The organism is Mesorhizobium sp. CNPSo 4671 (genome assembly GCF_057784245.1).
Genome location: NZ_JBWLUW010000004.1, coordinates 125,381 through 150,653, shown reverse-complemented (window position 1 = coordinate 150,653; position 25,273 = coordinate 125,381). Strand labels below are relative to the sequence as shown.

At 63.7% G+C, this 25,273-nt stretch carries 29 protein-coding genes; 13 read left to right on the top strand and 16 right to left on the bottom strand.

The window, feature by feature from the left end; genetic code table 11:
* Positions 1-64: 64 nt before the first annotated feature.
* Positions 65-1,003, top strand: a complete 939-nt coding sequence (locus AC04SF_RS12790) for an alpha/beta hydrolase (protein ID WP_488478089.1) — start codon at positions 65-67, stop codon at positions 1,001-1,003.
* A gap of 34 nt (positions 1,004-1,037) precedes the next feature.
* Here the strand turns inward: AC04SF_RS12790 and AC04SF_RS12785 are convergent, their stop codons facing one another.
* The 5 genes from AC04SF_RS12785 to AC04SF_RS12765 all read right to left on the bottom strand — a co-directional run bounded on the left by AC04SF_RS12785 (position 1,038) and on the right by AC04SF_RS12765 (position 6,329).
* On the bottom strand, positions 1,038-2,696 hold the full coding sequence (locus tag AC04SF_RS12785; protein WP_488478088.1) for an FAD-binding dehydrogenase: 1,659 nt from the start codon (positions 2,694-2,696) through the stop codon (positions 1,038-1,040).
* Between the two features lie 40 nt (positions 2,697-2,736).
* Positions 2,737-3,726, bottom strand: a complete 990-nt coding sequence (locus tag AC04SF_RS12780; protein ID WP_488478087.1) for a Gfo/Idh/MocA family protein — start codon at positions 3,724-3,726, stop codon at positions 2,737-2,739.
* 265 nt (positions 3,727-3,991) lie between these two features.
* Positions 3,992-4,567: a YceI family protein gene (locus AC04SF_RS12775; RefSeq protein ID WP_488478086.1), complete on the bottom strand. Its 576-nt coding sequence runs from the start codon at positions 4,565-4,567 to the stop codon at positions 3,992-3,994.
* Positions 4,568-4,637: 70 nt separating this feature from the next.
* Positions 4,638-5,210 (bottom strand): cytochrome b, encoded by a 573-nt coding sequence (locus AC04SF_RS12770; RefSeq protein ID WP_488478085.1) that lies wholly within the window; start codon positions 5,208-5,210, stop codon positions 4,638-4,640.
* A 228-nt stretch (positions 5,211-5,438) separates the two neighbouring features.
* The gene (locus AC04SF_RS12765) at positions 5,439-6,329 is read right to left on the bottom strand and encodes a LysR family transcriptional regulator (RefSeq protein ID WP_488478084.1); all 891 of its coding nucleotides are present in this window, start codon (positions 6,327-6,329) and stop codon (positions 5,439-5,441) included.
* Between the two features lie 97 nt (positions 6,330-6,426).
* Between AC04SF_RS12765 and AC04SF_RS12760 the strand changes: the two genes are divergently transcribed.
* Positions 6,427-7,422, top strand: coding sequence for an aldo/keto reductase (locus AC04SF_RS12760; protein ID WP_488478083.1), 996 nt, complete (start codon positions 6,427-6,429; stop codon positions 7,420-7,422).
* A gap of 222 nt (positions 7,423-7,644) precedes the next feature.
* On the opposite strand, the gene AC04SF_RS12755 is transcribed toward AC04SF_RS12760, so the two are convergent.
* From AC04SF_RS12755 to AC04SF_RS12725, 7 genes are all read right to left on the bottom strand, one after another.
* Positions 7,645-8,247 (bottom strand): nucleotidyltransferase family protein, encoded by a 603-nt coding sequence (locus AC04SF_RS12755; RefSeq protein ID WP_202351864.1) that lies wholly within the window; start codon positions 8,245-8,247, stop codon positions 7,645-7,647.
* Between the two features lie 84 nt (positions 8,248-8,331).
* A complete protein-coding gene (gene pheT, locus AC04SF_RS12750) occupies positions 8,332-10,740 on the bottom strand; it encodes a phenylalanine--tRNA ligase subunit beta (RefSeq protein ID WP_488478082.1) in 2,409 nt (802 codons plus the stop codon).
* Positions 10,737-11,159 carry a GFA family protein gene (locus tag AC04SF_RS12745; RefSeq protein WP_096452763.1) on the bottom strand — a complete coding sequence of 141 codons (423 nt, stop codon included), beginning with the start codon at positions 11,157-11,159 and terminating at the stop codon, positions 10,737-10,739. The genes pheT and AC04SF_RS12745 overlap by 4 nt, the downstream gene beginning before the upstream one ends.
* Positions 11,156-12,253, bottom strand: coding sequence for a phenylalanine--tRNA ligase subunit alpha (gene pheS, locus AC04SF_RS12740; RefSeq protein WP_488478081.1), 1,098 nt, complete (start codon positions 12,251-12,253; stop codon positions 11,156-11,158). The genes AC04SF_RS12745 and pheS overlap by 4 nt, the downstream gene beginning before the upstream one ends.
* Positions 12,254-12,400: 147 nt before the next feature.
* Positions 12,401-12,802 carry a 50S ribosomal protein L20 gene (gene rplT / locus AC04SF_RS12735; protein WP_006201247.1) on the bottom strand — a complete coding sequence of 134 codons (402 nt, stop codon included), beginning with the start codon at positions 12,800-12,802 and terminating at the stop codon, positions 12,401-12,403.
* 39 nt (positions 12,803-12,841) lie between these two features.
* Positions 12,842-13,045 (bottom strand): 50S ribosomal protein L35, encoded by a 204-nt coding sequence (gene rpmI / locus AC04SF_RS12730; RefSeq protein ID WP_006201248.1) that lies wholly within the window; start codon positions 13,043-13,045, stop codon positions 12,842-12,844.
* A gap of 182 nt (positions 13,046-13,227) precedes the next feature.
* Entirely contained in the window at positions 13,228-13,854 is a 627-nt protein-coding gene (locus tag AC04SF_RS12725; RefSeq protein WP_488478080.1) for a methyltransferase family protein, read from the bottom strand.
* Positions 13,855-13,923: 69 nt separating this feature from the next.
* Between AC04SF_RS12725 and AC04SF_RS12720 the strand changes: the two genes are divergently transcribed.
* Positions 13,924-14,049 carry a hypothetical protein gene (locus AC04SF_RS12720; RefSeq protein WP_274608644.1) on the top strand — a complete coding sequence of 42 codons (126 nt, stop codon included), beginning with the start codon at positions 13,924-13,926 and terminating at the stop codon, positions 14,047-14,049.
* 29 nt (positions 14,050-14,078) lie between these two features.
* Here AC04SF_RS12720 and infC read toward each other — a convergent pair whose 3' ends face one another.
* Positions 14,079-14,615 carry a translation initiation factor IF-3 gene (infC, locus tag AC04SF_RS12715; RefSeq protein WP_010912915.1) on the bottom strand — a complete coding sequence of 179 codons (537 nt, stop codon included), beginning with the start codon at positions 14,613-14,615 and terminating at the stop codon, positions 14,079-14,081.
* Positions 14,616-14,836: 221 nt separating this feature from the next.
* Between infC and AC04SF_RS12710 the strand changes: the two genes are divergently transcribed.
* The 4 genes from AC04SF_RS12710 (at position 14,837) to AC04SF_RS12695 (ending at position 18,211) form a co-directional block, all read left to right on the top strand.
* A complete protein-coding gene (locus AC04SF_RS12710; protein WP_488478079.1) occupies positions 14,837-15,607 on the top strand; it encodes an alpha/beta hydrolase in 771 nt (256 codons plus the stop codon).
* A 2-nt stretch (positions 15,608-15,609) separates the two neighbouring features.
* Positions 15,610-16,752 carry a benzoate/H(+) symporter BenE family transporter gene (locus AC04SF_RS12705; protein ID WP_488478078.1) on the top strand — a complete coding sequence of 381 codons (1,143 nt, stop codon included), beginning with the start codon at positions 15,610-15,612 and terminating at the stop codon, positions 16,750-16,752.
* A gap of 117 nt (positions 16,753-16,869) precedes the next feature.
* On the top strand, positions 16,870-17,352 hold the full coding sequence (locus AC04SF_RS12700) for a DUF2852 domain-containing protein (RefSeq protein ID WP_488478077.1): 483 nt from the start codon (positions 16,870-16,872) through the stop codon (positions 17,350-17,352).
* A gap of 100 nt (positions 17,353-17,452) precedes the next feature.
* Positions 17,453-18,211: a M48 family metallopeptidase gene (locus AC04SF_RS12695; protein ID WP_488478076.1), complete on the top strand. Its 759-nt coding sequence runs from the start codon at positions 17,453-17,455 to the stop codon at positions 18,209-18,211.
* On the opposite strand, the gene AC04SF_RS12690 is transcribed toward AC04SF_RS12695, so the two are convergent.
* Entirely contained in the window at positions 18,212-18,430 is a 219-nt protein-coding gene (locus AC04SF_RS12690) for a hypothetical protein (RefSeq protein ID WP_096452773.1), read from the bottom strand. It abuts the gene before it with no gap.
* 121 nt (positions 18,431-18,551) lie between these two features.
* Here AC04SF_RS12690 and AC04SF_RS12685 point away from each other — a divergent pair, with 121 nt between their 5' ends.
* The 6 genes from AC04SF_RS12685 to AC04SF_RS12660 all read left to right on the top strand — a co-directional run bounded on the left by AC04SF_RS12685 (position 18,552) and on the right by AC04SF_RS12660 (position 24,388).
* Positions 18,552-19,211 carry a phosphoribosylanthranilate isomerase gene (locus AC04SF_RS12685; protein ID WP_488478075.1) on the top strand — a complete coding sequence of 220 codons (660 nt, stop codon included), beginning with the start codon at positions 18,552-18,554 and terminating at the stop codon, positions 19,209-19,211.
* Between the two features lie 151 nt (positions 19,212-19,362).
* Positions 19,363-20,613 (top strand): tryptophan synthase subunit beta, encoded by a 1,251-nt coding sequence (trpB, locus tag AC04SF_RS12680; protein ID WP_488478074.1) that lies wholly within the window; start codon positions 19,363-19,365, stop codon positions 20,611-20,613.
* A gap of 62 nt (positions 20,614-20,675) precedes the next feature.
* Entirely contained in the window at positions 20,676-21,515 is an 840-nt protein-coding gene (gene trpA / locus AC04SF_RS12675) for a tryptophan synthase subunit alpha (protein ID WP_123168647.1), read from the top strand.
* Between the two features lie 48 nt (positions 21,516-21,563).
* Positions 21,564-22,490, top strand: coding sequence for an acetyl-CoA carboxylase, carboxyltransferase subunit beta (gene accD / locus AC04SF_RS12670; RefSeq protein ID WP_488478073.1), 927 nt, complete (start codon positions 21,564-21,566; stop codon positions 22,488-22,490).
* A 123-nt stretch (positions 22,491-22,613) separates the two neighbouring features.
* The gene (locus AC04SF_RS12665) at positions 22,614-23,939 is read left to right on the top strand and encodes a bifunctional folylpolyglutamate synthase/dihydrofolate synthase (protein WP_488478072.1); all 1,326 of its coding nucleotides are present in this window, start codon (positions 22,614-22,616) and stop codon (positions 23,937-23,939) included.
* 29 nt (positions 23,940-23,968) lie between these two features.
* Complete coding sequence (locus AC04SF_RS12660; protein WP_488478071.1) at positions 23,969-24,388, top strand: VOC family protein; 420 nt, start codon at positions 23,969-23,971, stop codon at positions 24,386-24,388.
* Positions 24,389-24,426: 38 nt separating this feature from the next.
* Here the strand turns inward: AC04SF_RS12660 and AC04SF_RS12655 are convergent, their stop codons facing one another.
* Together AC04SF_RS12655 and trxA are read right to left on the bottom strand one after the other, a co-directional pair.
* A complete protein-coding gene (locus AC04SF_RS12655) occupies positions 24,427-24,708 on the bottom strand; it encodes a cupin domain-containing protein (RefSeq protein ID WP_010912930.1) in 282 nt (93 codons plus the stop codon).
* Between the two features lie 190 nt (positions 24,709-24,898).
* On the bottom strand, positions 24,899-25,222 hold the full coding sequence (gene trxA, locus AC04SF_RS12650) for a thioredoxin (protein WP_096452785.1): 324 nt from the start codon (positions 25,220-25,222) through the stop codon (positions 24,899-24,901).
* Between the last annotated feature and the right edge of the window lie 51 nt (positions 25,223-25,273).

The window sequence follows — 25,273 nt, the reverse complement described above, 5'->3', positions numbered from 1 at the left end:
GGGTGAAGCGCCGCCCTCCGCCACTTCGCGGCGACCTCCCCGATCACGGAGGCAAAGGAATTCCATGACCGACTACACAAAGCTCATCGACGCCGAGACCTGGGCCTTCATCGAGCGGACCAATTCCTATTACCCGCCGGATACGATCGACTACACCATCACCCAGCAGCGCGAGATCTATGACCGCATGTGCCGGGAGTTCTTTGCCGGCTACCCCCAGGGCGTGACGGTCGAAACCTCCGCCATAGCAACGCCCACGCACGACATCCCGATCCGCACCTACCGCACCACGCCGCAACCGGCAGCCACCGTGCTCTACATCCATGGTGGCGGCTTCATCCTTGGCGGGCTGGACAGCCATGACGATGTTTGCGCCGAGCTCTGCGCCCGCACCGGCTACGAGGTGGTTTCGGTCGACTATCGGCTGGCGCCGGAGCATCTGCATCCGGCCGCCTTCGACGACGCCATGAGCGCCTTCGCATGGGCTGCGTCCAGCCGCGACCAGCCCATCCTACTCTGCGGCGACAGCGCCGGCGGCAATCTCTGCGCCGCCGTTGCCCACGCCACGCGCGGCCACGCGAAGCGGCCGGTCGGCCAGGTGCTGATCTATCCAGGCCTCGGCGGCGATCGCTCGCAAGGCTCCTACGTGACGCATGCCGAAGCGCCGATGCTGACCATGCGCGACCTCGAATTCTACAAGCACATCCGCACCGGCGGCGCGGACCGGGCCGGCGGTGCGACGCTGGCGCCGTTGGCCGACACCGACTTCGCCAATCTGCCGCCGACAGTTCTCATCACCGCCGAATGCGATCCGCTGTCTTCAGACGGCGAAGCCTATCGCGACCGGATCACCGACGCGGGCGGGAGGGCCGCTTGGTTCGAGGAGGCGGGCCTGGTGCACGGCTATCTCAGGGCCCGCCACACCGTCGGCCGAGCTCGCAAAAGTTTCACGCGTATCGTCGATACCGTAGCCGCCCTAGGGAAGGGCACCTGGCTTTGGTGAGCGGGTTCGCGTCTCACCACGGACCAAGGTCGGCTCACGCCACCGAGCGTCCGGATGCCCTGCCGGCGCTGCGGCCGGAAAAGATGCAGCCGCCAAGGAACGTGCCTTCAAGCGCCGCATAGCCATGCACGCCGCCGCCGCCGAAACCGGCGGCTTCACCCACCGCATAAAGGCCGGCGACCGGCTGGCCATCGGCGCCCAGAACGCGGCTGTCGAGATCGGTCTGCAGGCCGCCCAGCGTTTTGCGAGTCAGGATGTTGAGGCGCACCGCGATCAGCGGGCCGTTCGCCGGGTCGAGCATCTTGTGCGGCTTGGCCGTGCGGATGAGCTTGTCGCCGAGATAGGCCCGAGCCCCGCGCAGCGCGGTGATCTGCATGTCCTTGGAGAACGGATTGTCGAGTTGTCTGTCGCGGGCACGGATCTCACGCTCGACCTCAGCGACATCGAGCAGCGGCTCGCCGCCGGCCAGCGCATTCATGCGCGCCACCAGCGTCGAAAGATCGGCCTCGACGATGAAGTCCTCGCCCTTCTCCATGAAGGCTTTTACCGGTCCCGGAATGCCTGAGGTGGCGCGGCCGAGCACCTGGCGCCAGCTCTTGCCGGTGAGGTCCGGGTTCTGTTCGGAGCCCGACAGGGCGAACTCTTTCTGGATGATTTTCTTTGTCAGGATGAACCAGGAATAGTCGAAGCCGGTGCTCATGATGTGGCTGAGCGTGCCGAGCGTATCGAAACCGGGATAGAGCGGCACCGGCAGGCGTTTGCCCCGCGCGTCGAGCCACAGCGAGGACGGGCCGGGCAGGATACGGATCGCATGCTCGGTCCAGATCGGCGCCCAGTTCCTGATGCCCTCGACATAGTGCCACATGCGGTCGCGGTTGATGATCGAACCGCCGGCAGCCTCGGTGATCGCCAGCATCCGGCCGTCGACATGGTCGGGCACGCCGGTGATCATGCGCTTGGGCGCGGCGCCCAGCCGCTTGGGCCAGTTTTCCCGCACCAGCTGATGATTGGCGCCGATGCCGCCGGAGGCGACGATCACGGCTTGCGCATGCAGCTCGAAATCGCCCGATATGTCGCGCGAGCTCTTATGGCCGCGCTCGACCGTGCTCGGCTGGAGGATATCGCCGTGCACGCCGGTCACGGCGGCGCCCGTTCGCGTCAGTTCATTGACCCGGTGGCGAAACCTGAAGCTGATCAGTCCACGTTTTTGCGCCTCGCGCACGCGCAGGACAAAAGGTTCGAGCACGCCGGGGCCGGTGCCCCAGGTGATGTGGAAGCGTGGCACCGAATTGCCGTGGCCGATGGCATTGCCACCGCCGCGCTCGGCCCAACCGACGACGGGAAAGAATTTCAGGCCGCGCTGCAGCAGCCAGGAGCGCTTCTCGCCGGCGGCGAAACCGACATAGGCTTCCGCCCATTTGCGCGGCCAGAAATCCTCCGGCCGGTCGAAAGCAGCAGTGCCCATCCAGTCCTCGAGCGCCAGATCATGCGAATCGCGGATGCGCATCCGCCGCTGCTCGGGCGAATCGACGAGGAAAAGCCCGCCGAACGACCAGAACGCCTGGCCGCCGAGCGACTGTTCCGGCTCCTGGTCGACGATAATGATTTTCTTGCCGGCCTCGGCAAGCTCGGCGGCGGCAACCAGCCCGGCCAGGCCGGCGCCGACAATGATCACGTCCGCATCATCAGCCATTTTCCCTCCCAGGATTAGCCGGCTATTTTAATGCAGGCAGTTAGACGGTCTCCCAGTTGCCGTCCTTGCCGCCGGCGCGGAAGATGGCGTCGATGACCTTCTGGTTGAGCACGGACTCCTCCAGCGTGAAGACGCGCTCCTTGCCGCCCTGTGCGGCGCGCGCGAAAGTTTCGACCTCCAACCGGTATTGCTGCGTGCCGGGAAAGCGGAACACTTGTGCTTCGGTGTGGTTCTGATTGTGCAGTTCGACGCGGTGATGGTCGTAGAGCCCGGCATTGAACGGCGAAAACACCTCGATGAAACCCTTCTCGCCGTGGAACACCATCACCTGGCGTGCCGCCATCTGCGTCGACAGATAGAAGGACAGTTCGAAATCGCCGAAATCGGCGCGGATCGAGGAATAGATGTCGGTGCCGAATTTCTTATCGCGCTCGATTGTCGCTTGCACGCGTAGCGGCTCCTTGCCGGTCGAAAATCGCGTCGACACGGTCGGGTAAACGCCGATATCGGGCAGCGCGCCGCCGCCGAGATCGAGCTGGTTGCGCATATTGTTGGGATCGACATTGTAGTAGGAGAACGCGCCCTGCACATGGCGCAGCCGGCCAATAGCGCCGCTGGCGATGAGGTCGCGCACCTTGATCCATTGCGGGTGGTAGATGACCATGAAGGCTTCGCAAACCAGCACCTTCCTGGCATCGCGCAGCTTGATCAGCGGCGGGATATCCTTGGCGTCGAGCGCCAGAGGCTTCTCGACCAGCACATGTTTTCCGGCTTCGATAGCCTTTGCCGTCCATTCGACATGCTGCGAGGTCGGCAGCGGGATATAGACGCCGTCGATGTCCTTGGAAGCCAGCAATTCCTCATAGGAGCCGAACGCATGGCGCGCGCCAAACCGCTCGGCCAGGGCCTTGGCCTTCGACAGGTCGCGGCTGGCGATCGCCGACAGCACGCCGTTCTCCGCCTCGACCATTGCCGGCAATAAATGCTCGCGGCCGATCTTGGCCGTCGACAACACACCCCATCGGAACATCACGCTTCTCCATGTCGGTTATATCGATGGAGGTGTGCCCCAATTTCGGAGAAAAGCCAATCGCAGACGCGGATCACAAAGCGCCTTCGTCATCCTCGGGCTTGACCCGAGGATCCAGGCCGTGACCTATGACACAAAGTGCAATGGTGCAGAATCTTGTAACCGTTGCAACGCCTTAGCGTCACGGAATGGATCCCTTGGGCTGCGCGCGTCGCTGCGCTCCTTGCTTCGCCCTAGGATGAATCCGAGGAGGCGGAGCTTAGAGCTAGCCCCGCTTCCCCGTCAGCGTCATGTCGAAGTCGACGACGTTGGAGTAGAGCGGCGTGCCGACATCCATGCCGTAGCGCGACCGCAGCACCTTGCCGGTGACGTGGAATCTGATCGTGCCGCCCTTCAAACCGTCGAGCTCTGCGGTGAACTTTTCCGCAAACGTCTTGCCGCGCGCCGTCAACCTGCCGGTGACAAGCGCCGACGTGTCGCCGGTGCGGGTCACGCTGGTCGAGCGGAACTGGATCTCCGGGCTGTTGGCCGCATCGAACACCGCGTCGGAGCGCAGAAAGGCGTCGATGCGGCTCTGGCCGGTGCCGACGCTTTCCGGATAGATGGTGAGATCGACCTTCGAGCGCCCGACATCATCATTGTCGATGCGGATCGTGCCCTTGAAGCGGGCGAAGGCGCCGTCGAAGCCGCCGCCGCCGGCCTTGCCGATGGTGAAACGGATGCTGGAGCCTGCCGGACTGACGGTGTAGCTGCCCGCGGCGTCGCTCAACGCCACTGCCGCGGCTGCGGGCACGGCAAGGCATGCAGCAAAAGCCGCGAATCCAAGGATGCGCGCATGCATGGGATTGTTCCTTTCCTGGAGGCAACGCTTGTTCGCGTCCTCACCCCCACAAACGCGCGGGGCCTCTGCTCTATTCCCCACCTGACGAAGGTGTGATCATACGCCTGAGCACGCTGTCGCGCAGCAGGAAGTGGTGGCGCAGCGCGGCTGCGACATGCAGCGCGACGAGCGCGATGCCGGCATAGGCGAGATACCAGTGCGCCGCCGCCCAGAAGCTTTCGGCGGCATCGGATTCGGTGAGCGGCAGATTGGGCATCACGAACAGGTTGAACGGCATGGTCGGAATTTCCAGGGTCGAAACCGAAACCAGCGCCCAGCCCGACAAGGGCAAGGCGACCTGGAAGGCATAGAGCGCCAGATGCGCGAGCGGCGCAGTACGCCGCTCCAGAACGCCGACCGAAGCCGGCAGAGGCGGCGCCGCATTGCCGAGCCGCCAGGCGATGCGCACGATGATGAGGCCAAGCAGCAGAAAGCCCAGGGATTTGTGCAACTGGATCAGCTCGAAGGCCGTGCGCTGGCTGGTCAGCCGCACCATGATGAAGCCGAGGGCGAACTGGCCGATGAAGAGGACGCCGATCAGCCAGTGGAGGAGGATCGTCGCCCAGCCGTAGCGGGTTGGCGTGTTGGTGATTGAGTCTTGCATAGCACTTGAACGAACGCCGGGTCGGCTTTCTTCCAGCGCCCTTCACCCTCCCCCTTGTGGGGGTCTGGAAGACGGGCGAGACACGCGGCTCGCCCAGGCAAGTCGATCCGCGAAGCGGATCGGGGTGGGGGTCCTCGTAGGGCGCTTACCCCACCCCGTCTCGCAATCTCCGCTTCGCCGCGACTGCGAGCCGACCCTCCCCACAAGGGGGAGGGTGAGGGGCGCTCCCTACCCACTCACCTTGAAAAAATCCACAAACGCCCTGAGCGCTGGCCGCATCTGTCGGCGGCTGGGATAATAAACGAAGAACCCGTCAAAGGGCGGGCACCAGTCCTCCAGCACGCGGATCAGCCTTCCGTCGGCGAGCGGGGCCTGGACATACGGCTCGAAGACGAAGGCGAGCCCGGCGCCGTCGCTCGCTGCCTGCGCGATCAGATGGTCCTCGTCGAGGATCAGCGGCCCTTGCGCGGCGATCTCGATCTCCTCGCCGTCTTTCTCGAACTCCCAGCGGTAGAGGATGCCGCTGGAAAAGCGGAAGCGGAGGCAGCGATGATCGGCAAGGTCGCGCGGATGGCGCGGCTTGGGGTTCGCCGCGAAATAGGATGGCGCGCCGACCACCGCGCCGCGCATGTCCGGCCCGATGCGCACCGCGATCATGTCGCGCTGCAGGCTCTCGCCAAGCCGCACGCCGGCGTCGAAACCGCCCTCGACAACGTCGGTGAAGCGGTCCTCGATGACGATCTCCAGCACGATGTCGGGATAGGCCCTGGCAAAGGCGCCGAGCCGCGGCGTCAGCACCAGATGCGCCGCTGTGCGCGGCACGCTGAGCCGCAGATTCCCGGCCGGTCGCTCACGCGACTCGACCGCCGTCTCCAGAGCCAGGTCGATCTCGGAAAGGGCCGGCCGCAGCCGCTCCAAGAGTTGCGCGCCTTCTTCCGTCGGCGCGACACTGCGGGTGCTGCGCGCCAGCAGTCGCACGCCGAGCCGCGCCTCCAGGCTGGACACCGCATGGCTGACCGCCGATGGCGCGATGGCCAATTCCCTGGCCGCGCCGCGAAAACTGCCGCATTGAGCTACAGTTGCCAGCACGGCCAGTTGTGAGAGATGCGCTCGGTTCATTGATCTATTTCTTAGAACGACCCGTGCGCAGATGAGCCGATTATCGAGCATGGCGCAAGGTGCTACATCAGCGGCATCACAACAAGGAGATCTCGTGATGCAAACCCGCAAGCTAGGAACTGAACTGAACGTCTATCCCGTCGGCCTCGGCTGCATGGGCATGAGTTTCGCCTATGGCGGCCAGCCGGAGGCAGAGGCGATCTCCACGTTGCACCGCGCCGTCGAGATCGGCGTCAACTTCTTCGACACGGCGGAAGTCTATGGCCCTTACGAGAACGAGATCCTGCTCGGCAAGGCGCTGAAATCGGTGCGGAACAAAGTGACGATCGCCACCAAATTCGGCTTCAAGATTCTGGAGGAAGGCACCGGCCTCGACCGCATGGCCGGCGTCGACAGCCGCCCCGAGCACGTCAAGGCGGTGGCCGAAGCCTCGCTGAAGCGGCTCGGCACCGATGTCATCGACCTCTACTACCAGCACCGCGTCGACCCCAACGTGCCGATCGAGGACACGGTCGGCGCCATGGCCGAGCTGGTGCGCGAGGGCAAGGTGCGCGCGCTCGGCCTGTCGGAGGCAAGTGCGGCGACCATCCGCCGGGCGCATGCCGTGCATCCGATCGCGGCCGTCCAGAGCGAATATTCGCTGTGGAGCCGAGACCCGGAAGAGGAGGTGTTTGCCGTCTGCCGCGAACTCGGCATCGGCTTCGTTCCCTACAGCCCGCTCGGCCGCGGCCTGCTCACGGGCACCATCGCCAAGCCCGAAACGCTCGATGACGGTGACTGGCGCCGCACCTTGCCGCGCTTCCAGGCCGAGGCCATGGAAGCCAATGCCAAGGTGATCGCCACGCTGGAAAGGATGGCGGCGGAAAAGGGTGTGACCTCGGCGCAGCTGGCGCTCGCCTGGGTGCTGCACCAGGGCGATTTCATCGTGCCGATCCCGGGTGCGCGGAAAATTCGTCATCTCGAGCAGAACACAGCGGCGGCGAGTATCGAGCTGAGTGCTGCCGAGATCGCGGCGATCGGCGATGCGCTGTCGCCGGATAAGGTGATCGGCAAGCGCTATACGGAGGAGCTGCTGGCACTGGTGAATGGGTAGGCAATGGGGCGCATCGGCGCCCCATTTTGTTGAGACGCCAACGCGAGGCGCCCCCCTCTGTCCTGCCGGACATCTCCCCCACAAGGAGGGAGATTGAATGTCGTCGCGGCTTTCGCCAATCACCAGCGCTTGAAGGAAGGGCGGCACGGCCAAGCTGCCAATCTCCCTCCTTGTGGGGGAGATGGCCGGCAGGCCAGAGGGGGGCGCCTCGCGCCTACTTCTCTACCACGGCACCAACTCAATCTCAGGCCAGTTCTCCTTTGCCCGCTTCCCCTTCGCCTCATGGGTCTGCCGGTTGTCCATCATCCGGTTCGGCGTGATGCGAAACGAAAAAATGTCGCTCAGCCCGAACGGCGCCACCAGCTCCAATTGCCCGTCAGCATCGTATCGCACCCCAACCGCATGCGTCTTCGAGGCGAAATGGCTGACGGATTGGCTGGAACTGGTGTAGCGCGGGCAGGGCTGCCCGAACTTTTGCGGATACCACAGATGCACCCGCGCCTGGTTGCGCACCTCGACGGGCAAGGGCAGCCCCTCGAAATGTCCTGCCGCCCGGCGGATGACCGCATCCTCAGCCTCGTAAGACAGGTCCGACTCGTCGAAATAAAACAGGTCGACATCCCTAATGCCGTAACCTGACGGCTTGCCGGTCAGATGGTTCCAGACGCTGTTATAGAGCGCGCCGGAAACCACCAGCCAGTCCGGCAGCGCCAGCGCGCGAGCCCGCACCAGCGCGTCGCGAACCAGCGGGTCCGCCGACACGATGTCGAGAAACGCCTCTCGCTGTGCTTCGAACGGCAGCCCGGAATAGCGCAGATGGTCCATCACCCTTTGGAGAACGATTCGCCATCTGCTCGCAATCCGTAGTTTCCCGTGGGAAAAACGCTAAGCACTTTTCCTGGAATTGCTTCAGCCGCGCAGCACGCCACCCGTCTGCTTGCCGACATTCTCGACGACGCGCTTGGCCAGCGCCTCGAAATCCTCGTCGGTCAGCGTCTTCTCGACCGGCTGGATCGACACTTCGATGGCGATCGACTTCTTACCCTCTCCGAGCGACGCGCCTTCGAAGATGTCGAAGACCGAGACGGCTGTGATCAGCTTCTTGTCGGCGGCCAATGCGGCGCGCACCAGCGTGCCGGCTTCCACCGTCTTGTCGACGACGAAGGCGAAGTCGCGCTTCACCGCCTGGAAAGCGGAGAGCTCCAGCTTCGGCTTGGTCTTCGTTGGCTTGGCCTTCGGATCCGGCACGGCGTCGACGAACACTTCGAAGCCGCACAGCGGACCGGAAACATCGAGCCCTTCCATCGTCTTGGGATGGAACTCGCCGAACGTGCCGAGCACGGTTTTCGGCCCGAGCTTGATCGTGCCGGAACGGCCGGGATGATACCAGGCCGGACCGCCGGCCTCGATCTGCAGCCGCTCGACCGGCGCACCGCAAGCTTCCAGTGCCGCGATCGCATCGGCCTTGGCATCGAACACGCCGACCGGACCTGAATTGCCGGCCCAGTTGCGGCCCGAGCCGTCGAGCTTGGCGGTGCCGCGGCGCACGCCGGCGGCGACGCGCCGCTGCTGGTCGGCGCCGTCGCCCTCATAGGTGCCCGACACCTCGAACAGCGCGACGTCGCCAATGCCCTTGTCGGCATTGCGCTGCGCGGCTGCGATCAGCCCCGGCAGCAGCGACGGCCGCATGTCGGACATGTCGGCGGCGATCGGGTTGGCAAGCTTCAGCGCCGTCTGGCCGCCGCCGAACAGTTCGGCGTGTTTGGCCGGGATGAACGACCAGGTGACTGCCTCCATCATGCCGCGCACCGCAAGCGCCCGCTTGGCCGTGCGAGTGCGGACCTGCAGTGTGGTCAGGATTTTCGAATTGACCGCGTCATGCGCGCCGAGCGGCTGCGGCGCGATGTTGTCGACGCCGTGAATGCGCATCACTTCCTCGACGAGATCGGCCTTGCCGTCGACATCCGGCCGCCAGGAGGGCACCTTCACCTTGACGATGTCGCCCGAGCCCTGCGGCTCGAAGCCGAGGCGAGTGAGGATGTCGAGGCTTTCCGCCTTCGGCACCTCGATGCCCGTCAGCCGCTTCACTTCCGACAGCGGGAAGGACACGATCTTCGGCTTGTGCCCGGCATAGCCGGCCACTTCCATTTCCGTCGGCGTTCCGCCGCAGAAATCGAGCACCAGCCTGGTCGCGAGTTCGACGCCCGGCACCATGAATTCGGGGTCGACGCCGCGCTCGAAGCGATAGCGGGCGTCGGTGATGATGCCGAGCGCACGGCCGGTGCGGGCGGTTGCGATCGGGTCCCACAGCGCTGATTCGATCAGCACGTCGGTGGTGCTCTCATCGCAGCCCGAATGTTCGCCGCCCATGATGCCGGCGATCGATTCGACACCGTTGTCGTCGGCAATCACGCACATCTCCGGCGTCAGCGTGTATTCGCGGCCGTCCAGCGCCAGCACTTTTTCGCCGTCCCTGGCGCGGCGCACCACGAGGTTGCCGGCCACCTTCGCGGCGTCGAACACATGCAGCGGCCGGCCGCGGTCGAAAGTGACATAGTTGGTGATGTCGACCAGGGCGCTGATCGGGCGCAAACCAATGGCGATCAGCCGCTGCTGCAGCCATTTCGGTGACGGGCCGTTCTTGACGCCCCTCACCATCGTCAGCGCGAAGCCGGGGCAGAGTTCCGGCGCCTCGATCGTGACCTTCACGGGGCACAGCCCGTCGCCGACATGCGGCATGATCGCGCCACCCACGAGCCGTCCGAGCCCGCTCGCCGCCAGATCCCTGGCGATGCCGTAGACGCTGGTGGCATCGGGCCGGTTCGGCGTCAGATTGATCTCGATCACCGGATCGTCGAGATGCGCGTAGGACGCAAAGCTGGTGCCGACCGGCGCGTCGGCCGGCAGATCGATGATACCGTTGTGCTCGTCCGACAGTTCCAGTTCGCGCTCGGAACACATCATGCCATGGCTCTCGACGCCCCGGATCTTGCCGACCGTCAGCGTCACGTCGATGCCGGGCACATAGGTGCCGGGCGCGGCGAAGGCGCCGATCAGCCCGGCGCGGGCGTTCGGCGCGCCGCAGACGACCTGAACGGGCGCTTTGCCGTCGCCGGTATCGACGGTGAGCACGCGCAGCCTGTCGGCATCAGGGTGCTGCACCGCCGTCAGCACCTTGGCGATGACGAAGGGTTTCAGGCTCGACTTGTCGTCGACATGCTCGACTTCGAGGCCGATCGAGGTCAGCCGCTCGACGATCTCGTTGAGCGAGGCGTCGGTCTCGAGATGATCCTTGAGCCAGGAGAGGGTGAATTTCATGGGACTGTTCCGTCTGGTCTTTTGACGCTTGATTTCAGATGTCTGGGCAGGTCGTCGGACATGTGCAGGAAGGGAAGCTGCTCGCTGACATAGGCATGCAGCCTTGGTTTGAAATCGGCCGGCGCGTCCATGGCGCCGAGCATGAAGTAGATGTCATCCTCCAGCCGCTCGTCGACATAGGCGATGGGCGAGCCGCAGACGCCGCAAAACGAGCGCGTCACCGGGCCGTTCTCATACATCTTCAGCGCCTTGCCGGTGAACGCCACCTGGTCAACCAGGAAGCCGACAAAGGCCGAGACCGGCGCGCCGCTCGCCCGCCGGCAATCGCCGCAATGGCAATAGCTGACGTGATGCGGTTCAGCCGAAGCCTCGAACCGCACGGCGCCGCAGCGGCAGCCGCCGAGATGGGGCGCTGTCACGCGCTCAGGCCTCCGAACAGCGTCGGCATATCGAGCGGCCGGAAACCGTAATGCGACAGCCAGCGGACATCCGCGTCGAAGAAGGCGCGCAGATCCGGCATGCCGTATTTCAGCATGGCGATGCGGTCGATGCCCATGCCCCAGGCAAAGCCCTGATATTCGTCGGGATCGAACCCGCCGGCGCGCAGCACGTTGGGGTGCACCATGCCGCAGCCGAGGATCTCCATCCAGTCGGAGCCTTCGCCGAAGCGCACTTCGCCGGGCCGCGAGCGGTCGCACTGGATGTCGACCTCGAGGCTTGGCTCGGTGAACGGGAAGAAGGACGGCCGGAAGCGCATCTTGACCGAGGGCACCTCGAAGAAGGCCTTGCAGAACTCTTCCAGCACCCACTTCATGTTGGCGATGTTCGCCGTCTTGTCGATCACCAGACCCTCGACCTGATGGAACATCGGCGAGTGCGTGGCGTCGGAATCCTGGCGGTAGGTCTTGCCCGGAATGACGATGCGGATCGGCGGCTTCTGCTTCTCCATGGTGCGGATCTGCACGGGCGAGGTGTGCGTGCGCAACAGCTTGCGCTCGCCCTTCTCGTCCGGCTGGAAGAAGAAGGTGTCGTGCATCTCGCGCGCCGGATGGCCCTCGGGGAAATTCAGCGCGGTGAAATTGTAATAGTCGGTCTCGATATCGGGACCTTCGGCGATGGCGAAGCCGAGATCGCCGAAGATCGCGGCGATCTCGTCGATGACCTGGCTGATCGGATGGATGCGGCCGCGCTCGGCCGGCGACTGCCGCACCGGCAGCGTCACGTCGACCTTTTCGGCGGCGAGACGCGCGGCGATCGCCACATCCCTGAGTTCCGCCTTGCGGGCCGTCAGCGCCTCGGTCACCCGGTTCTTGAGGCCGTTGATGACAGGGCCCTTGAGCTGGCGCTCCTCGGCGGTCATCGCGCCAAGCGTCTTCAGCATCTCGGACACGGTGCCCTTCTTGCCGAAGGCGGCGATGCGCACGGCCTCGATGGCCGGCTCGTCAGCGGCCGATGCGATGTCGGCCAGAAGTGAATCTTCCAGGGCTTCAAGATTTCCAGCGGTGGCGTTCACAGTGAAGCTCTCTCGATAGGGCGACCGACACCATTTTGGTTCGTCGTCACCATTTTGGTTACATCAGGGTCAAAAAAGAACCCGCGCCAGCCGTGCCAGCGCGGGTTCCCCATAATCAGAATTGCGAATGCTTGGGAAGCGCTGGTCTTAGGCGACAGCGCTTTCAAAAGCGTTCGGCGTGGTGTTCTTCAGATATTCGAGCGCCACCTTGGCCTTGGCCACGAGCGCGGCGAAAGCCTGCGGCTCATGGATGGCCATGTCGGACAGGATCTTGCGATCGATCTCGATGCCGGCCTTGTTGAGGCCGTCGATGAAGCGGCCATAGGTCAGGCCATGCTCGTGGGTCGCTGCATTGATGCGCTGGATCCACAGCGCGCGGAACGAGCGCTTGCGGTTCTTGCGGTCGCGGTAGGCATACTGCAGCGACTTTTCCACCGCCTGCTTGGCGATGCGGATGGTGTTCTTGCGACGGCCGTAGAAGCCCTTGGCGGCTTTCAGGACCTTCTTGTGCTTGGCGTGCGAGGTGACGCCTCTCTTTACGCGTGCCATGTCATGATCTCCTTAAACGCTGTTCCTGAAACCGAATGCTCAGAGGCCGTTCGGCAGAAAATTCTTGATGACCTTCTTGCCATCCGGTTCAGCCAGAACCATCGTGCCGCGGGCATTTCGAATGAACTTGTTGGAACGCTTGATCATGCCGTGACGCTTGCCGGCCGCAGCCGACAGGACTTTACCCGTACCTGTGATCTTGAACCGCTTTTTGGCGGCCGACTTGGTCTTCATCTTGGGCATTTTGCTACTCCGTATTGTTGGCGCACTATCGCGCTTCTTGTTCGCTCCGGGCCGACCAAAGCCCGAAAAGCAAATGAAACCGCCACGGCATGCCCTGCCGGGCGGTTTTCTTGAACGGCGGTCCTATACGTCAAAGACGGCCTGTGCGCAACACCTGAAGCCGTGCGAGGCTCTGTCCCCACTCAGGGCAGCGTGAACCACACCGGCAGCATGCCCGACTGCTGCGCGCCGTCGATCAGTTCGAAGGCCGGTAACGCAACCAGGAACACCAGCCCGTCGAGCAGCGTGGTCAACAGCAGGCGTGGCTTGAAGCTGCCTGTGTCGCCCTCCCGGTAGAGGGAGAGCTTCGGGAAGAAGCGCGGCACCTTGTTCAGATAGGCCTGATAGGGAGCGCCGAGCGCTTCCTTGAGGAATTTCTCTTCGCGCAGGATGACGATATGGAAGGCGCCCGCGCACAGCACCGCGAACAGGATGATGCCGGAAAACGAGCCGATCTGTGCGCCGACGCCGGCCGCGGCCACCGTCGAGAACACATAGAGCGGGTTGCGGGTGATCGAATAGGGCCCGCCGGTGACCACCTCGGACGATTTGCGCCCGCCTATATAGAGCGTCGCCCAAAGCCGTCCGACGATGCCGAGGAAAATCAAGAGCACGCCGAACATCTCGATCGTTTCATGCACCGGCGTGTCGGGCGGGAAGGTCGACTGGCCAAACAGCAGCGCCAAAAACAGCACCACCACGAGCACGGCAAGCACCAGCCGACGCATTTGCTGGTAATTGCCCAGCCCGTATTTGAGTTCGTTGTCCAAGGGGGTGTCCGATCGTCGAAGAGCCAATTGCATGTCGCCCAAAAGTGGGTCCGGTTTTGGGAGGACGACATGCATAAAAACAAAGCCGGCGATCGCAGCTTTAGCCGAGAAACAGGCGTCCCGCCGATCGCCGGGACGCTCTGCAAGACAATTCAGGCGGATTTGGAGCGCTGGCCACGCCTGACTTTATCGTGATCTCAGGTGGTGTTGATATTCAGCACACCTTAGCGCGGCGCCAGCACCATCATCATCTGGCGGCCTTCGAGCTTCGGCTCCGCCTCGACCTTGGCGATGGTCGCCACTTCCTCGCGCACCTTGTTCAGAAGCTGCATGCCGAGTTCCATATGCGCCATCTCGCGGCCACGGAAGCGCAACGTCAGCTTGACCTTGTCGCCTTCCTCGAAGAAGCGGCGCACCGCCTTCATCTTGGTCTCGTAGTCATGGCTGTCGATGTTCGGGCGCATCTTGATCTCCTTGATCTCGATGACCTTCTGATTCTTGCGCGCCTCGGCCGCCTTCTTCTGGTTGGCGTATTTCAACTTGCCGAGATCGAGGATCTTTACGACGGGGGGCACCGCATTGGGCGATATCTCGACGAGATCGAGCCCGGCCTCTTCGGCGAGCAGCAATGCGTCGTTGATGGAAACATCGCCACGGTTCTGGCCTTCGGCGTCGATAAGCTGGACCCGGGGAACCCGGATATCACGGTTGGAGCGCGGCCCATCCTTGGTCGGCGCCGCTGCTTTGAAAGGTCTGCGAATGGTCGTGGTCTCCTTGGGCCGTTTCGTTCAGGATTTGTCGGTCTTGATGCGTGGACGCGCCAATGTGGGGAGCGCGCGGGCGGAGTCAATAGCACAGCATTGACAGAAAATCACCCTGATCACCGCCTGCACCAAACAAAGAAACAGCGCGAGCACTTTTCGCCACGCCCGTGGCTGTGCCACAAGAACCCGAGCCAGAAGAGGGGCCTGAGGAAAAAGCCATGACCGTCACGCCTCCAACCTTTCTCGATGTCGATGGGTCGCGCATTGCAGTACGCCACACGGCAGGCTCGACGCCCGGCTTTGTCTGGCTGGGCGGCTACAAGTCGGACATGCTGGGCACGAAAGCGCAGACGCTGTCGGACTGGGCGGCAAAAGAAGGCCGCGCCTTCCTGCGCCATGACTATTCCGGCCATGGCGAATCCGGCGGTGCGTTTGCCGACGGCACGATCTCGAAATGGCTTTCGCAGAGCCTTGCCGTGTTCCGGCATTTCACCAGCGGCAGCCAGATCCTGGTAGGCTCGTCGATGGGCGCCTGGATCGCGCTGCGCATGGTGCAGGAATTGCGCAAGGCGGGCGACGCCAGCGTCGTTGGCCTGGTGCTGCTGGCGCCGGCGCCGGATTTTACCGCCGAACTGGTCGAACCCGTGCTGACCGCGGCGCAAAAGCGCGACCTCGCCGAAAAGGGGTTCTTCGCCGAGCCCTCCGACTATTCGACTGAGCCCTACATTTACACGCGCGCGCTGATCGAGGACGGGCGCAATAACCGGGTGATGACCGGGCCGATCGACACGCATTGCCCGGTCCACATTCTGCAGGGCCTGGCCGATCCGGACGTGCCGTCGAGCCACGCATTGAAACTGGTCAGCCTGCTGCCGGCCGATGACGTCACGCTGTCGCTCATTCCCGACGGCGATCATCGCCTGTCGCGGCCGCAGGATCTCGACATGCTGGTGCGGGCGGTCGGCGACATGGCCGGGCGGGGCAGGTGACGATGCGCCTTTCCATTCCGATCTCGGCCTTCGTCGCGGCTATCGTCGGCTTTGGCGGCACGCTGGCCATCGTCATTGCCGCCGCCCACGCGGTCGGCGCGACGCAAATTCAGACGGCGAGTTGGGTGACGACGATTTGCCTGGCCATGGCGATCGAGAGCCTGTGGCTGTCCTGGCGCACGAAAATGCCTGTCATCACCGCATGGTCGACGCCAGGCCTGGCGTTGATGGCGGCGTCGACCGGCTTTTCGATCGGCGAGGCCGTCGCCGCCTTCATCGTCACCGCCATCCTGTTGATCGCCACTGGCCTGTTCCGGCCCCTGACGCAATTGATCTCCAGGATACCGCCCTCGGTCGCCTCAGGCATGCTCGCCGGCATCGTCGTCACCTTCGCCCTCAATGCGGTCAAGACCGTTCCTGTCGACCCCTGGCTGATCCTGCCTCTGATCACGGCCTTCTTCTTGATCCGCCTGTTCCACCCGGCGCTGTCGGTGCTGTCGGTGCTGATCGGCGGCGGTCTCGCCGCGTTTCTTACCGGCCGCGTCGGCGGCCTGCCGACACCCGAACTGTCGACTCTGACGCTGATCGCGCCCGATTTCACCGTCAAGGCAATCATCGGCCTGGCGCTGCCGCTCTATCTCGTCACCATGGCTTCGCAGAACCTGTCGGGCCTCGCCGTGCTGCGCGCCGCCGGTTATCATCCGGAGCCCGGCCCGCTGATCGGCGTCACCGGCCTGTTTTCCCTGCTGTCGGCGCCGTTTGGCGGCTCGACCACCAACCTGGCGGCGATTTCGGCGGCGATCTGCACCGGGCCTGACGTCCATCCCGACCCTGCCGAGCGCTGGAAGACCGGCCCCTTCTATGCGCTCGCCTATCTCATTTTCGCGATTTTCGGCGCGTCGCTGGTGGCGATCTTCGCCGTTCTGCCGCAGAGCCTGATCGTGCTGGTCGCGGGTCTTGCGCTGATGGCCTCGCTCGCCAACGCGCTGGCGATCGCGCTGAAGGAGGAGGGTGACCGCATGGCCGCCACCGTCACCTTTGTCGTCACCGCTTCTGGGTTGACCCTGTTCGGCGTTGGCGCCGCATTCTGGGGGCTGATCGCCGGGCTGGTCGTGCTTTTCCTCGACAGGCTCAAAAAGCGATAATCATTTCAGCCGCTTGTCCGGTTTTGGCGGACCTTGTCTTGAATCGCCGTTTTTGCCTTCCCATTTCGATTCCACGCAGCCGGTCCTGGCTGTCTCCAACCGAAGGAATGGGAGAAAATGAACACATCTGCATTGATCCGCCCGGCCTGGACGCCGGCAACCATCGCGTTGATGGTGATCGGGTTCATGGTGTTCTGGCCGCTCGGCTTCGCCATGCTCGCCTACATCATATGGGGCGACCGGCTCGACGGCTTCAAGCGTGACGTCAACCGCGCGACCGACGGCATCTTCGCCGGCTGCCGCCGTGGTTCCGACAAGGCCGCGCGCTGGGGCCATGGCTCCGCCCGCACCGGCAACGTCGCTTTCGACGACTGGCGCGAAAAGGAGCTTGAGCGCCTCGCCGAGGAACGCCGCAAGCTCGACGACATGCTGACCGAGTTCGACGACTATGCCCGCGAACTGCGTCGGGCCAAGGATCAGGACGAGTTCGATCGCTTCATGGCGAACCGCAACAAGTCGACCGCTCCGGCAAAGACCGATCCGAGCACCGGCACGACCCCGACCAAGCGTGGCAAGGGCTCGAACCTGCTTGACGACTGAGGCCGAGCGACAGGCCCGATCGTGAAAAAACGGCGTCGCGCGAGCGGCGCCGTTTCTTTTTTGTTCTAGTCGTTTTTCTCGAATCGCGTATCGTCCCGCCATGACCATCGGATTCTTCCGCAATCTGACGAAGCCCAAGGCCACGCCAGTCGTGGAGCGCGAATATTGCGTCGCTGGCCGCACGCTCCCGCTCAAGATCGTCGAGAGCGCCCGGGCCCGGCGCCTGACGCTGCGCATCGATTCCGGCGGCCAGGGCCTGCGCATCACCGTGCCGCCCGGCCTGCGCCGCGGCGAGGTGGACAGGTTCCTCGACCGCCATCAGGACTGGCTGGAGCAGCGTCTCGCCAAAGTGCCGACGCGGCCACAGGTGCGGCCGGGCATCAAGATTCCGATCCGCGGCGTGCCGCACCGCATCGTCCATGAGCCGTCAAAGCGCGGCACCGTGACGGTATCGCGCGACGAGCGCGGCCCGCTGCTGATCGTCCATGGCGACCGTGCGCACCTGCCGCGCCGCATCGCCGACTTCTTGAAGCGCGAGGCCAAGAAGGAGATCGAGAAGCTGGTGGTCAAACACACCGAGGCGCTCGGCAAGCGCGCCAAGGCGATCCGCTACAAGGACACGTCAAGCCGCTGGGGCTCCTGCACCTCGGAAGGCAATCTGTCCTTCTCCTGGCGCATCATGATGGCGCCGCAACCGATCATCAACTACCTCGTGGCGCATGAGGTGGCGCATCTCAAGGAGATGAACCACGGCTCGAAATTCTGGAAACTGTGCGAAAAACTCTGCCCCGACACCGACCGCTGCAAGGACTGGCTGAAGCGCAATGGCGGCGCGCTGCAGGCGATCGTGTTCGAGTAGTCAGTCGTCATTCGCGGCATTGAGCTCATCCGGCCGCAGGCCCTCATCGCCATGATGCGGCCAGGGCAGAAAATTCCGGTCGAACGCATCGCTGCCGAAATAATCCAGCGCCCGGTGTGCCTCGGCGCCGTTGAAGGCCGCCTTGTCCATCAGATGCGCGATCACCTCACGTGCCTGCGCGACCTTCTGCTTCAGTTCCGCAACCGTTCTGTCGGCCATGATCGTTCTCCCACCCGGTATGCTGTCAATCCCGTCCATCAATAGTTAGCGCCTTTGGCGTTGCCGGCAAACAGCATGCTTTTTCTCGACTCTGTCGCGATTTCATGCCAATTCCCGCGCCATGGCGCTCGACATCAAAATCTGCGGCTTGAAGACCGACCAGGCAATGGCCGCGGCGCTCGCCGGCGGCGCCAGCCATGTCGGCTTTATTTTCTTTGCGAAGAGCCCGCGTTATGTCGAGCCGGCGGAAGCCGGGCGCCTGCGCGAAGCCGCGCGCGGCAAGGCCTTGGCGGTCGCCGTTACCGTCGATGCCAGTGACGCCTTCCTGGACGGGATCGTCACGGCCATGCAACCCGACATGCTGCAGCTGCACGGTTCGGAAACGCCCGAGCGCGTGGCTGAACTCAAAGCCCGCTATGGCCTGCCGGTAATGAAGGCATTGCCGCTCAGCGAGGCCGCCGACCTCGACCGGATCAAGCCGTTCATCGGCGTTGCCGACCGGTTCCTGTTCGATGCCAAGCCGCCGAAAGGCTCCGAGCTGCCGGGTGGCAATGGCGTCGCCTTCGACTGGCGCATCCTTGCCGGCCTTGACGCCGGCGTCGATTACATGCTTTCCGGTGGGCTCAACGCCGCCAATATCGGCGATGCCCTTCGGCTTGCGAATCCGCCCGGAATAGACATTTCTTCCGGCGTGGAAAGCGCGTCGGGCGTCAAAGATCCGGCGTTGATCGAACAGTTTTTCCGGGCCGTCCGGGCAGCACGCGACGACCGCGCCGCCTGAGCGTGATTCCAATCAGAGCATGTCCCGGAAAAGTGGAATCCGGTTTTCCGATAAGGACATGTTCAAGAACTAGATAGGTAGCATGTCCCGGAAAAGTGGAATCCGGTTTTTCGACAAGACATGCTCAAACATAAGATTTAGGAGATCGGCGATGGACCAGCCGGCGATGCCCAATTCCTTCCGCACCGGACCCGACGAACAGGGCATGTTCGGCATTTTTGGCGGCCGTTTCGTCGCCGAAACGCTGATGCCGCTGATCCTCGACCTCGAACGGCACTGGAATGAGGTCAAGAACGATCCGGATTTCAGGGCTGAGCTGACCGATCTTTCGACCCATTATGCCGGGCGGCCGTCGAAGCTGTATTTTGCCGAAGGCCTGACCAGGCATCTTCGTGAGGTTTCCTCGGCGAAGGGCCTCGGGGGCGGCGCAAAGGTCTATTTCAAGCGCGAGGACCTGAACCACACCGGCTCGCACAAGATCAACAACTGCCTCGGCCAGATCCTGCTGGCCAAACGCATGGGCAAGAAGCGCATCATCGCCGAGACGGGTGCCGGCCAGCATGGCGTGGCGTCCGCCACCGTCGCCGCCCGCTTCGGCTATCCCTGCGTCGTCTATATGGGCGCCACCGACGTCGCCCGTCAAAGCCCCAACGTGTTCCGCATGAAGCTGCTTGGCGCCGAGGTGCGGCCGGTCACCGCCGGCCACGGCACGCTGAAGGACGCCATGAACGAAGCCCTTCGTGACTGGGTCACCAATGTCGAGGACACCTATTATCTGATCGGCACCGCCGCCGGCCCGCACCCCTATCCGGAACTGGTGCGCGACTTCCAGTCGGTGATCGGTACGGAAGCCCGCGCGCAAATCCTCGAGCAGGAAGGCCGGCTGCCCGACACCATCATCGCCGCTGTCGGCGGTGGCTCCAACGCCATCGGCCTGTTCCACCCCTTCCTCGACGACAAGGAGGTACGCATCATCGGCATCGAGGCCGGCGGGCGCGGCCTTGACGGCATCGAGCACTGCGCCTCGATGAATGCGGGTTCGCCCGGCGTGCTGCACGGCAACCGCACCTATCTCTTGCAGAATGCCGACGGCCAGATCATGGACGGCCATTCGATCTCGGCCGGTCTCGACTATCCCGGCGTCGGCCCGGAACATTCCTGGCTGCGCGATTCCGGCCGCGTCGAATACGTGCCGATCCTCGACGACGAGGCGCTCGAAGCCTTCAAGCTGACGACGCGCGTCGAAGGCATCATCCCGGCGCTGGAATCGGCGCACGCCATCGCCCACGCGGTGAAGATCGTGCCTGAAATGGACAAGGACCAGATCGTCATCGTCAACCTGTCGGGCCGTGGCGACAAGGATGTGCACACAGTGGCCTCGATGCTGGGCATGGAGATCTAGGCCCTTTGGACGGTTTCGACTTGGGAGTTGATTATGAGCAAAATTTGTCCAAAGGGCCAGACATGACGACCCGCATCGACCGCCGCATGGCGAAGCTGAAGACCGAAGGCCGCCCGGCGCTCGTCACCTATTTCATGGGCGGCGACCCCGACTACGACACCTCTTTGTCGATCATGAAGGCGCTGCCCGGCGCCGGCTCAGACATCATCGAGCTCGGCATGCCGTTTTCCGATCCGATGGCCGATGGCCCGGCGATCCAGGCCGCCGGCCTGCGCGCTCTGAAAGGCGGCCAGACGCTGGTCAAGACGCTGAAGATGGCGTCCGAATTCCGCGCAAGCGACAATGAAACGCCGATCGTGCTGATGGGCTACTACAACCCGATCTACATTTACGGCGTCGACCGCTTCCTCAAGGACGCGCTGGCCAGCGGCATCGACGGGCTGATCGTCGTCGACCTGCCGCCGGAAATGGACGAAGAGCTCTGCATTCCGGCGCTGAAAGCCGGCATCAACTTCATCCGCCTGGCGACGCCGACCACCGATGACAAGCGCCTGCCGAAAGTGCTGCAGAACACGTCGGGCTTCGTCTACTACGTGTCGATGACCGGCATCACCGGCTCGGCGCTGGCCGACACCGGCAAGGTGGCCGCCGCCGTCAACCGCATCAAGGGCCACACCGACCTGCCGGTCTGCGTCGGCTTTGGCGTCAAGACCGCCGAGCAGGCGCGTGTCATCGGCGCCAATGCCGATGGCGTCGTCGTCGGCACGGCCATCGTCAATGCGGTCGCCAATGTGCTGGGGCCGAAGGGCGAAAAGACCGCCGACCCGGCCGAGGCCGTCGCCACGCTGGTCAGCGGCCTGGCGCAAGGCGTGCGCTCGGCCCGCCTTGCTGCTGCCGAATAGTTTTCCTACGTCTTTAGCCAACTCTTCGTCAGGACAGGAGCCGAAGCGATGAACTGGATCACCAATTACGTTCGCCCGAAGATCAATTCGATGCTCGGCCGGCGTACCGACATGCCCGAGAATCTCTGGATCAAGGATCCCGAGACCGGTGAAATGGTGTTCCACAAGGATCTGGAATCCAACCAGTTCGTCATCCCGTCTTCCGGCCATCACATGAAGATCTCGGCCAAGGAGCGGCTGAAATTCTTTTTCGATGACGGCAAGTACGAGACCCTGGACAATCCCAAGGTCATGCAGGATCCGCTGAAATTCCGGGACGAGAAGCGCTATGTCGACCGGCTGAAGGATGCCAAGGCCAAGACCGGCCTCGAAGACGCGATCATCAACGCGCTGGGCACCGTCGAGGGCCTGCCGGTGGTGGTAACAGTGCAGGACTTCGCTTTCATGGGCGGTTCGCTCGGCATGGCCGCCGGTGACGCTATCGTGCACGGCTTCGAAGTCGCCTTGCAGCGCAAGCGGCCGCTGATCCTGTTCGCCGCTTCCGGCGGCGCCCGCATGCAGGAAGGTATTTTGTCCCTGATGCAGCTGCCGCGCACTACGGTCGGCGTCGACCGGCTGAAGGAAGCCGGCCTTCCCTACATTGTCGTGCTGACCAACCCGACCACCGGCGGCGTCACCGCCTCCTACGCCATGCTGGGCGATGTGCACATTGCCGAACCCGGCGCGCTGATCGGTTTTGCCGGCCCGCGCGTCATCGAACAGACCATCCGTGAAAAGCTGCCCGATGGTTTCCAGCGCTCCGAATATCTGATGGAGCACGGCATGGTCGACATGGTGGTGTCGCGGCTGGAGATGCGGGCCACGATCGCGCGCCTGCTGAAGATGCTGCTCAAGATACCGGAGGCGGAAAAGCCGCTGGAGCCGGAAATCCTGCCGCCTGCGGTGATCCCTGCCGAAGCCCGGCCGCAAGCCTGAGGACGCGACACCAGCCACCGCGAACAGTGATTGCGCCATGTCCATGGCGCGCTGTAGCCTTTTGATTGCCATGGCCATTCTGGGAGCGATTCTGGCTCTCGGGCCATGCGCGAGGATTCTGTCATGACAACGCTCGCCGCCGACCGCGAAATCGAAGCCCTGATGGCGCTTCACCCGAAAGGCTTTGACCTTTCGCTCGACCGTATCACGCGGCTCCTGGAGCGGCTGGGCAATCCGCAGGATCTGCTGCCGCCGGTCATCCATATCGCCGGCACCAACGGCAAGGGCTCCTGCGCCGCCTTTTCGCGCGCGCTGCTCGAGGCCGCCGGCCACCTTGTCCACGTCCACACCTCACCACATCTGGTGAACTGGGCTGAGCGCTACAGGCTCGCCGCCGAGGGGGGCGGCAAGCTTGTCGACGACGAGACCTTCGCCGAGGCCATTGCCCGCGTCGCCAAGGCCAATGACGGCCAGAAGATCACCGTCTTCGAGATCCTTACCGCCGTCACCTTCATCCTTTTTTCCGAACATCCGGCCGAAGCCGCCATCATCGAGGTCGGCCTCGGCGGCCGCTTCGACGCCACCAATGTCGTCGCCAGGCCTGCGGTGTCGGTGATCATGCCGGTGTCGATGGATCACGAAGCCTATCTCGGCGACCGTGTCGAACTGATCGCGGCTGAAAAGGCCGGCATCATGAAGCGCGGCTGCCCGGTGGTCATCGGCGCACAGGAAAGCGAAACGGCGCTGCAGGTGCTGATCGAGACCGCCGAGCGGCTGGAGTGCCCGACCTTCGTCTACGGCCAGGATTTCCTCGCCTTCGAGGAAAACGGCCGCATGGTTTACCAGGACGAGGACGGCCTGATGGACCTGCCGCCGCCGCGCCTGCCCGGGCGCCACCAGTTCGCCAATGCGGCCGCCGCGATCGCCGCGGTCAAGGCGGCCGGCTTCGAGATCAGCCACCGCGCCGCCGAGAAGGCGATGACCCATGTCGCTTGGCCCGGCCGCATGCAGAAGCTGGCGCAAGGCCGGCTGGCGGAGCTGGCGCCGAAGGGCGCCGACATCTGGCTCGACGGCGGCCACAATCCGGGCGCCGGCGTGGTCGTCGCCGAAGCGCTGGCCGAGCAGGAGGAAAAGAACCCGCGCCCGCTCTTCCTCATCTCGGGGATGATCAACACCAAGGACCAGAGCGGCTATTTCCGCGCCTTCAAGGGTCTCGTCCGGCATGTCTACACCGTGCCGGTGAGCCTGAGCGACGCCGGCGTGCCGAACGACGAACTGGCGATCCGGGCCACGGAAGCCGGGCTGACTGCCGAGCCGGTGAGTTCCGTCGCCAACGCACTGATGCTGCTGCGCGACACCTGGGACGGCCCGCCGCCGCGCATCCTGATCGGCGGATCGCTTTATCTGGCCGGCGCGGTGCTGGCCGAGAACGGCACGCCGCCGACCTGAGAGAGCCTGGCCTGCAAAAGGAGCTCATGATGATCAAGGTGAAGCAACTCGCCCATGTCTGCATCTTCGCGCAAGACCTGGAAGCGACGCGCAGTTTCTACCGCGACGTGCTCGGCATGGACACAAGGTTCAATTTCCTGCGCGACGGCAAGATTTTCGGCTTCTACCTGGATTGCGGTGGCCGAAGCCATGTCGAGGTGTTCCAGAAAGACGGCACGAGCTTCAACGAGCTCAATCAGATCAACCATTTCTGCCTGGAAGTCGAAGACATCGACGCCGCGATCGTCCATATCAAGTCGAAGGGCATCGACGTGACCGCCAAGAAGCATGCCTGCGACGACACGTTTCAGGCCTGGATCCGCGACCCCAACGGCGTGAAGATCGAGCTGTTCGAATACACCGCAAAAAGCGCGCAGTTCATCGGCCGCGATCGCATCGCCGACTGGTGACCGCATTCCAAGCTACACCAGGGCCCGGCCCTGGCGGCTCACTTCAGCTCGATCTCGATAAAAGCATATTCGCCGTCATTGGCGCTGATGACGTCGTGCTCGACGCCCTCCTTGCGGAAATAGGGCGCGCCTTTCTTCATCTCGGCGAAGGTCTCGCCATCCTTGGTCACCAGCTTCACTTTGCCGTCCATCAGCGGCACGACGACATAGTCGTGGCCATGGCGATGCCAGCCGGTGTTGTCGCCGGGCTGGAAGCGGTACTCGGTGACGATGACGCGCTCATTGTCGATGAAGACGGTGGCCTTGGCGGATCCGGTCATGTCGCTCTCCCTGTTTCTGCTGCCAGCAGAAGACATGGCGTGCCCTGATGTGAGGGCCAGAGCGGGTTGGCCGATGGCGCCAACAAAAAGCCCGGCGCGACGGCCGGGCTCTTGCAATCAGAAATTTCAAAGCAATTCCAAGAAAAGTGTGAAGCGGTTTTCAGTCCGGAATTGCGTCTAAACAGTTGGATCAAAGGCTACCATTGATCCAGTGCGACAGCGCAGTCTTGGGCGCGGCACCGACCTTCATATCGGCGACTTCGCCGCCCTTGAAGATCATCAGCGTCGGGATCGAGCGCACGCCGAACTGCGCGGCAAGCTCGGGATTCTCGTCGATGTTGAGCTTGGCGATCTTAACCTTGCCGCCGAGCTCGTTGGCGATCTCTTCCAGCGACGGGCCGATCATCTTGCACGGGCCGCACCATTCAGCCCAGAAATCCACCACGACCGGCTCCTTGGCGTTGAGCACGTCGGCCTGGAAATTGTTCTTGTCGACCTTGACGGTGGCACCCATGCGGAAAATTCCTTTCGAGAGTTCTTTGTCGCACCAAATGTGGTGGCTGTC

Coding starts and splice junctions, on each gene's coding strand:
- AC04SF_RS12790 (WP_488478089.1), top strand. CDS start 65: ATGACCGACTACACAAAGCTCATCGACGCCGAGACCTGGGCCTTCATC.
- AC04SF_RS12785 (WP_488478088.1), bottom strand. CDS start 2,696: ATGGCTGATGATGCGGACGTGATCATTGTCGGCGCCGGCCTGGCCGGG.
- AC04SF_RS12780 (WP_488478087.1), bottom strand. CDS start 3,726: ATGTTCCGATGGGGTGTGTTGTCGACGGCCAAGATCGGCCGCGAGCAT.
- AC04SF_RS12775 (WP_488478086.1), bottom strand. CDS start 4,567: ATGCATGCGCGCATCCTTGGATTCGCGGCTTTTGCTGCATGCCTTGCC.
- AC04SF_RS12770 (WP_488478085.1), bottom strand. CDS start 5,210: ATGCAAGACTCAATCACCAACACGCCAACCCGCTACGGCTGGGCGACG.
- AC04SF_RS12765 (WP_488478084.1), bottom strand. CDS start 6,329: ATGAACCGAGCGCATCTCTCACAACTGGCCGTGCTGGCAACTGTAGCT.
- AC04SF_RS12760 (WP_488478083.1), top strand. CDS start 6,427: ATGCAAACCCGCAAGCTAGGAACTGAACTGAACGTCTATCCCGTCGGC.
- AC04SF_RS12755 (WP_202351864.1), bottom strand. CDS start 8,247: ATGGACCATCTGCGCTATTCCGGGCTGCCGTTCGAAGCACAGCGAGAG.
- pheT (WP_488478082.1), bottom strand. CDS start 10,740: ATGAAATTCACCCTCTCCTGGCTCAAGGATCATCTCGAGACCGACGCC.
- rplT (WP_006201247.1), bottom strand. CDS start 12,802: ATGGCACGCGTAAAGAGAGGCGTCACCTCGCACGCCAAGCACAAGAAG.
- rpmI (WP_006201248.1), bottom strand. CDS start 13,045: ATGCCCAAGATGAAGACCAAGTCGGCCGCCAAAAAGCGGTTCAAGATC.
- AC04SF_RS12720 (WP_274608644.1), top strand. CDS start 13,924: ATGCATAAAAACAAAGCCGGCGATCGCAGCTTTAGCCGAGAAACAGGC.
- AC04SF_RS12710 (WP_488478079.1), top strand. CDS start 14,837: ATGACCGTCACGCCTCCAACCTTTCTCGATGTCGATGGGTCGCGCATT.
- AC04SF_RS12705 (WP_488478078.1), top strand. CDS start 15,610: ATGCGCCTTTCCATTCCGATCTCGGCCTTCGTCGCGGCTATCGTCGGC.
- AC04SF_RS12700 (WP_488478077.1), top strand. CDS start 16,870: ATGAACACATCTGCATTGATCCGCCCGGCCTGGACGCCGGCAACCATC.
- AC04SF_RS12695 (WP_488478076.1), top strand. CDS start 17,453: ATGACCATCGGATTCTTCCGCAATCTGACGAAGCCCAAGGCCACGCCA.
- AC04SF_RS12690 (WP_096452773.1), bottom strand. CDS start 18,430: ATGGCCGACAGAACGGTTGCGGAACTGAAGCAGAAGGTCGCGCAGGCA.
- AC04SF_RS12685 (WP_488478075.1), top strand. CDS start 18,552: ATGGCGCTCGACATCAAAATCTGCGGCTTGAAGACCGACCAGGCAATG.
- trpB (WP_488478074.1), top strand. CDS start 19,363: ATGGACCAGCCGGCGATGCCCAATTCCTTCCGCACCGGACCCGACGAA.
- trpA (WP_123168647.1), top strand. CDS start 20,676: ATGACGACCCGCATCGACCGCCGCATGGCGAAGCTGAAGACCGAAGGC.
- accD (WP_488478073.1), top strand. CDS start 21,564: ATGAACTGGATCACCAATTACGTTCGCCCGAAGATCAATTCGATGCTC.
- AC04SF_RS12665 (WP_488478072.1), top strand. CDS start 22,614: ATGACAACGCTCGCCGCCGACCGCGAAATCGAAGCCCTGATGGCGCTT.
- AC04SF_RS12660 (WP_488478071.1), top strand. CDS start 23,969: ATGATCAAGGTGAAGCAACTCGCCCATGTCTGCATCTTCGCGCAAGAC.
- AC04SF_RS12655 (WP_010912930.1), bottom strand. CDS start 24,708: ATGACCGGATCCGCCAAGGCCACCGTCTTCATCGACAATGAGCGCGTC.
- trxA (WP_096452785.1), bottom strand. CDS start 25,222: ATGGGTGCCACCGTCAAGGTCGACAAGAACAATTTCCAGGCCGACGTG.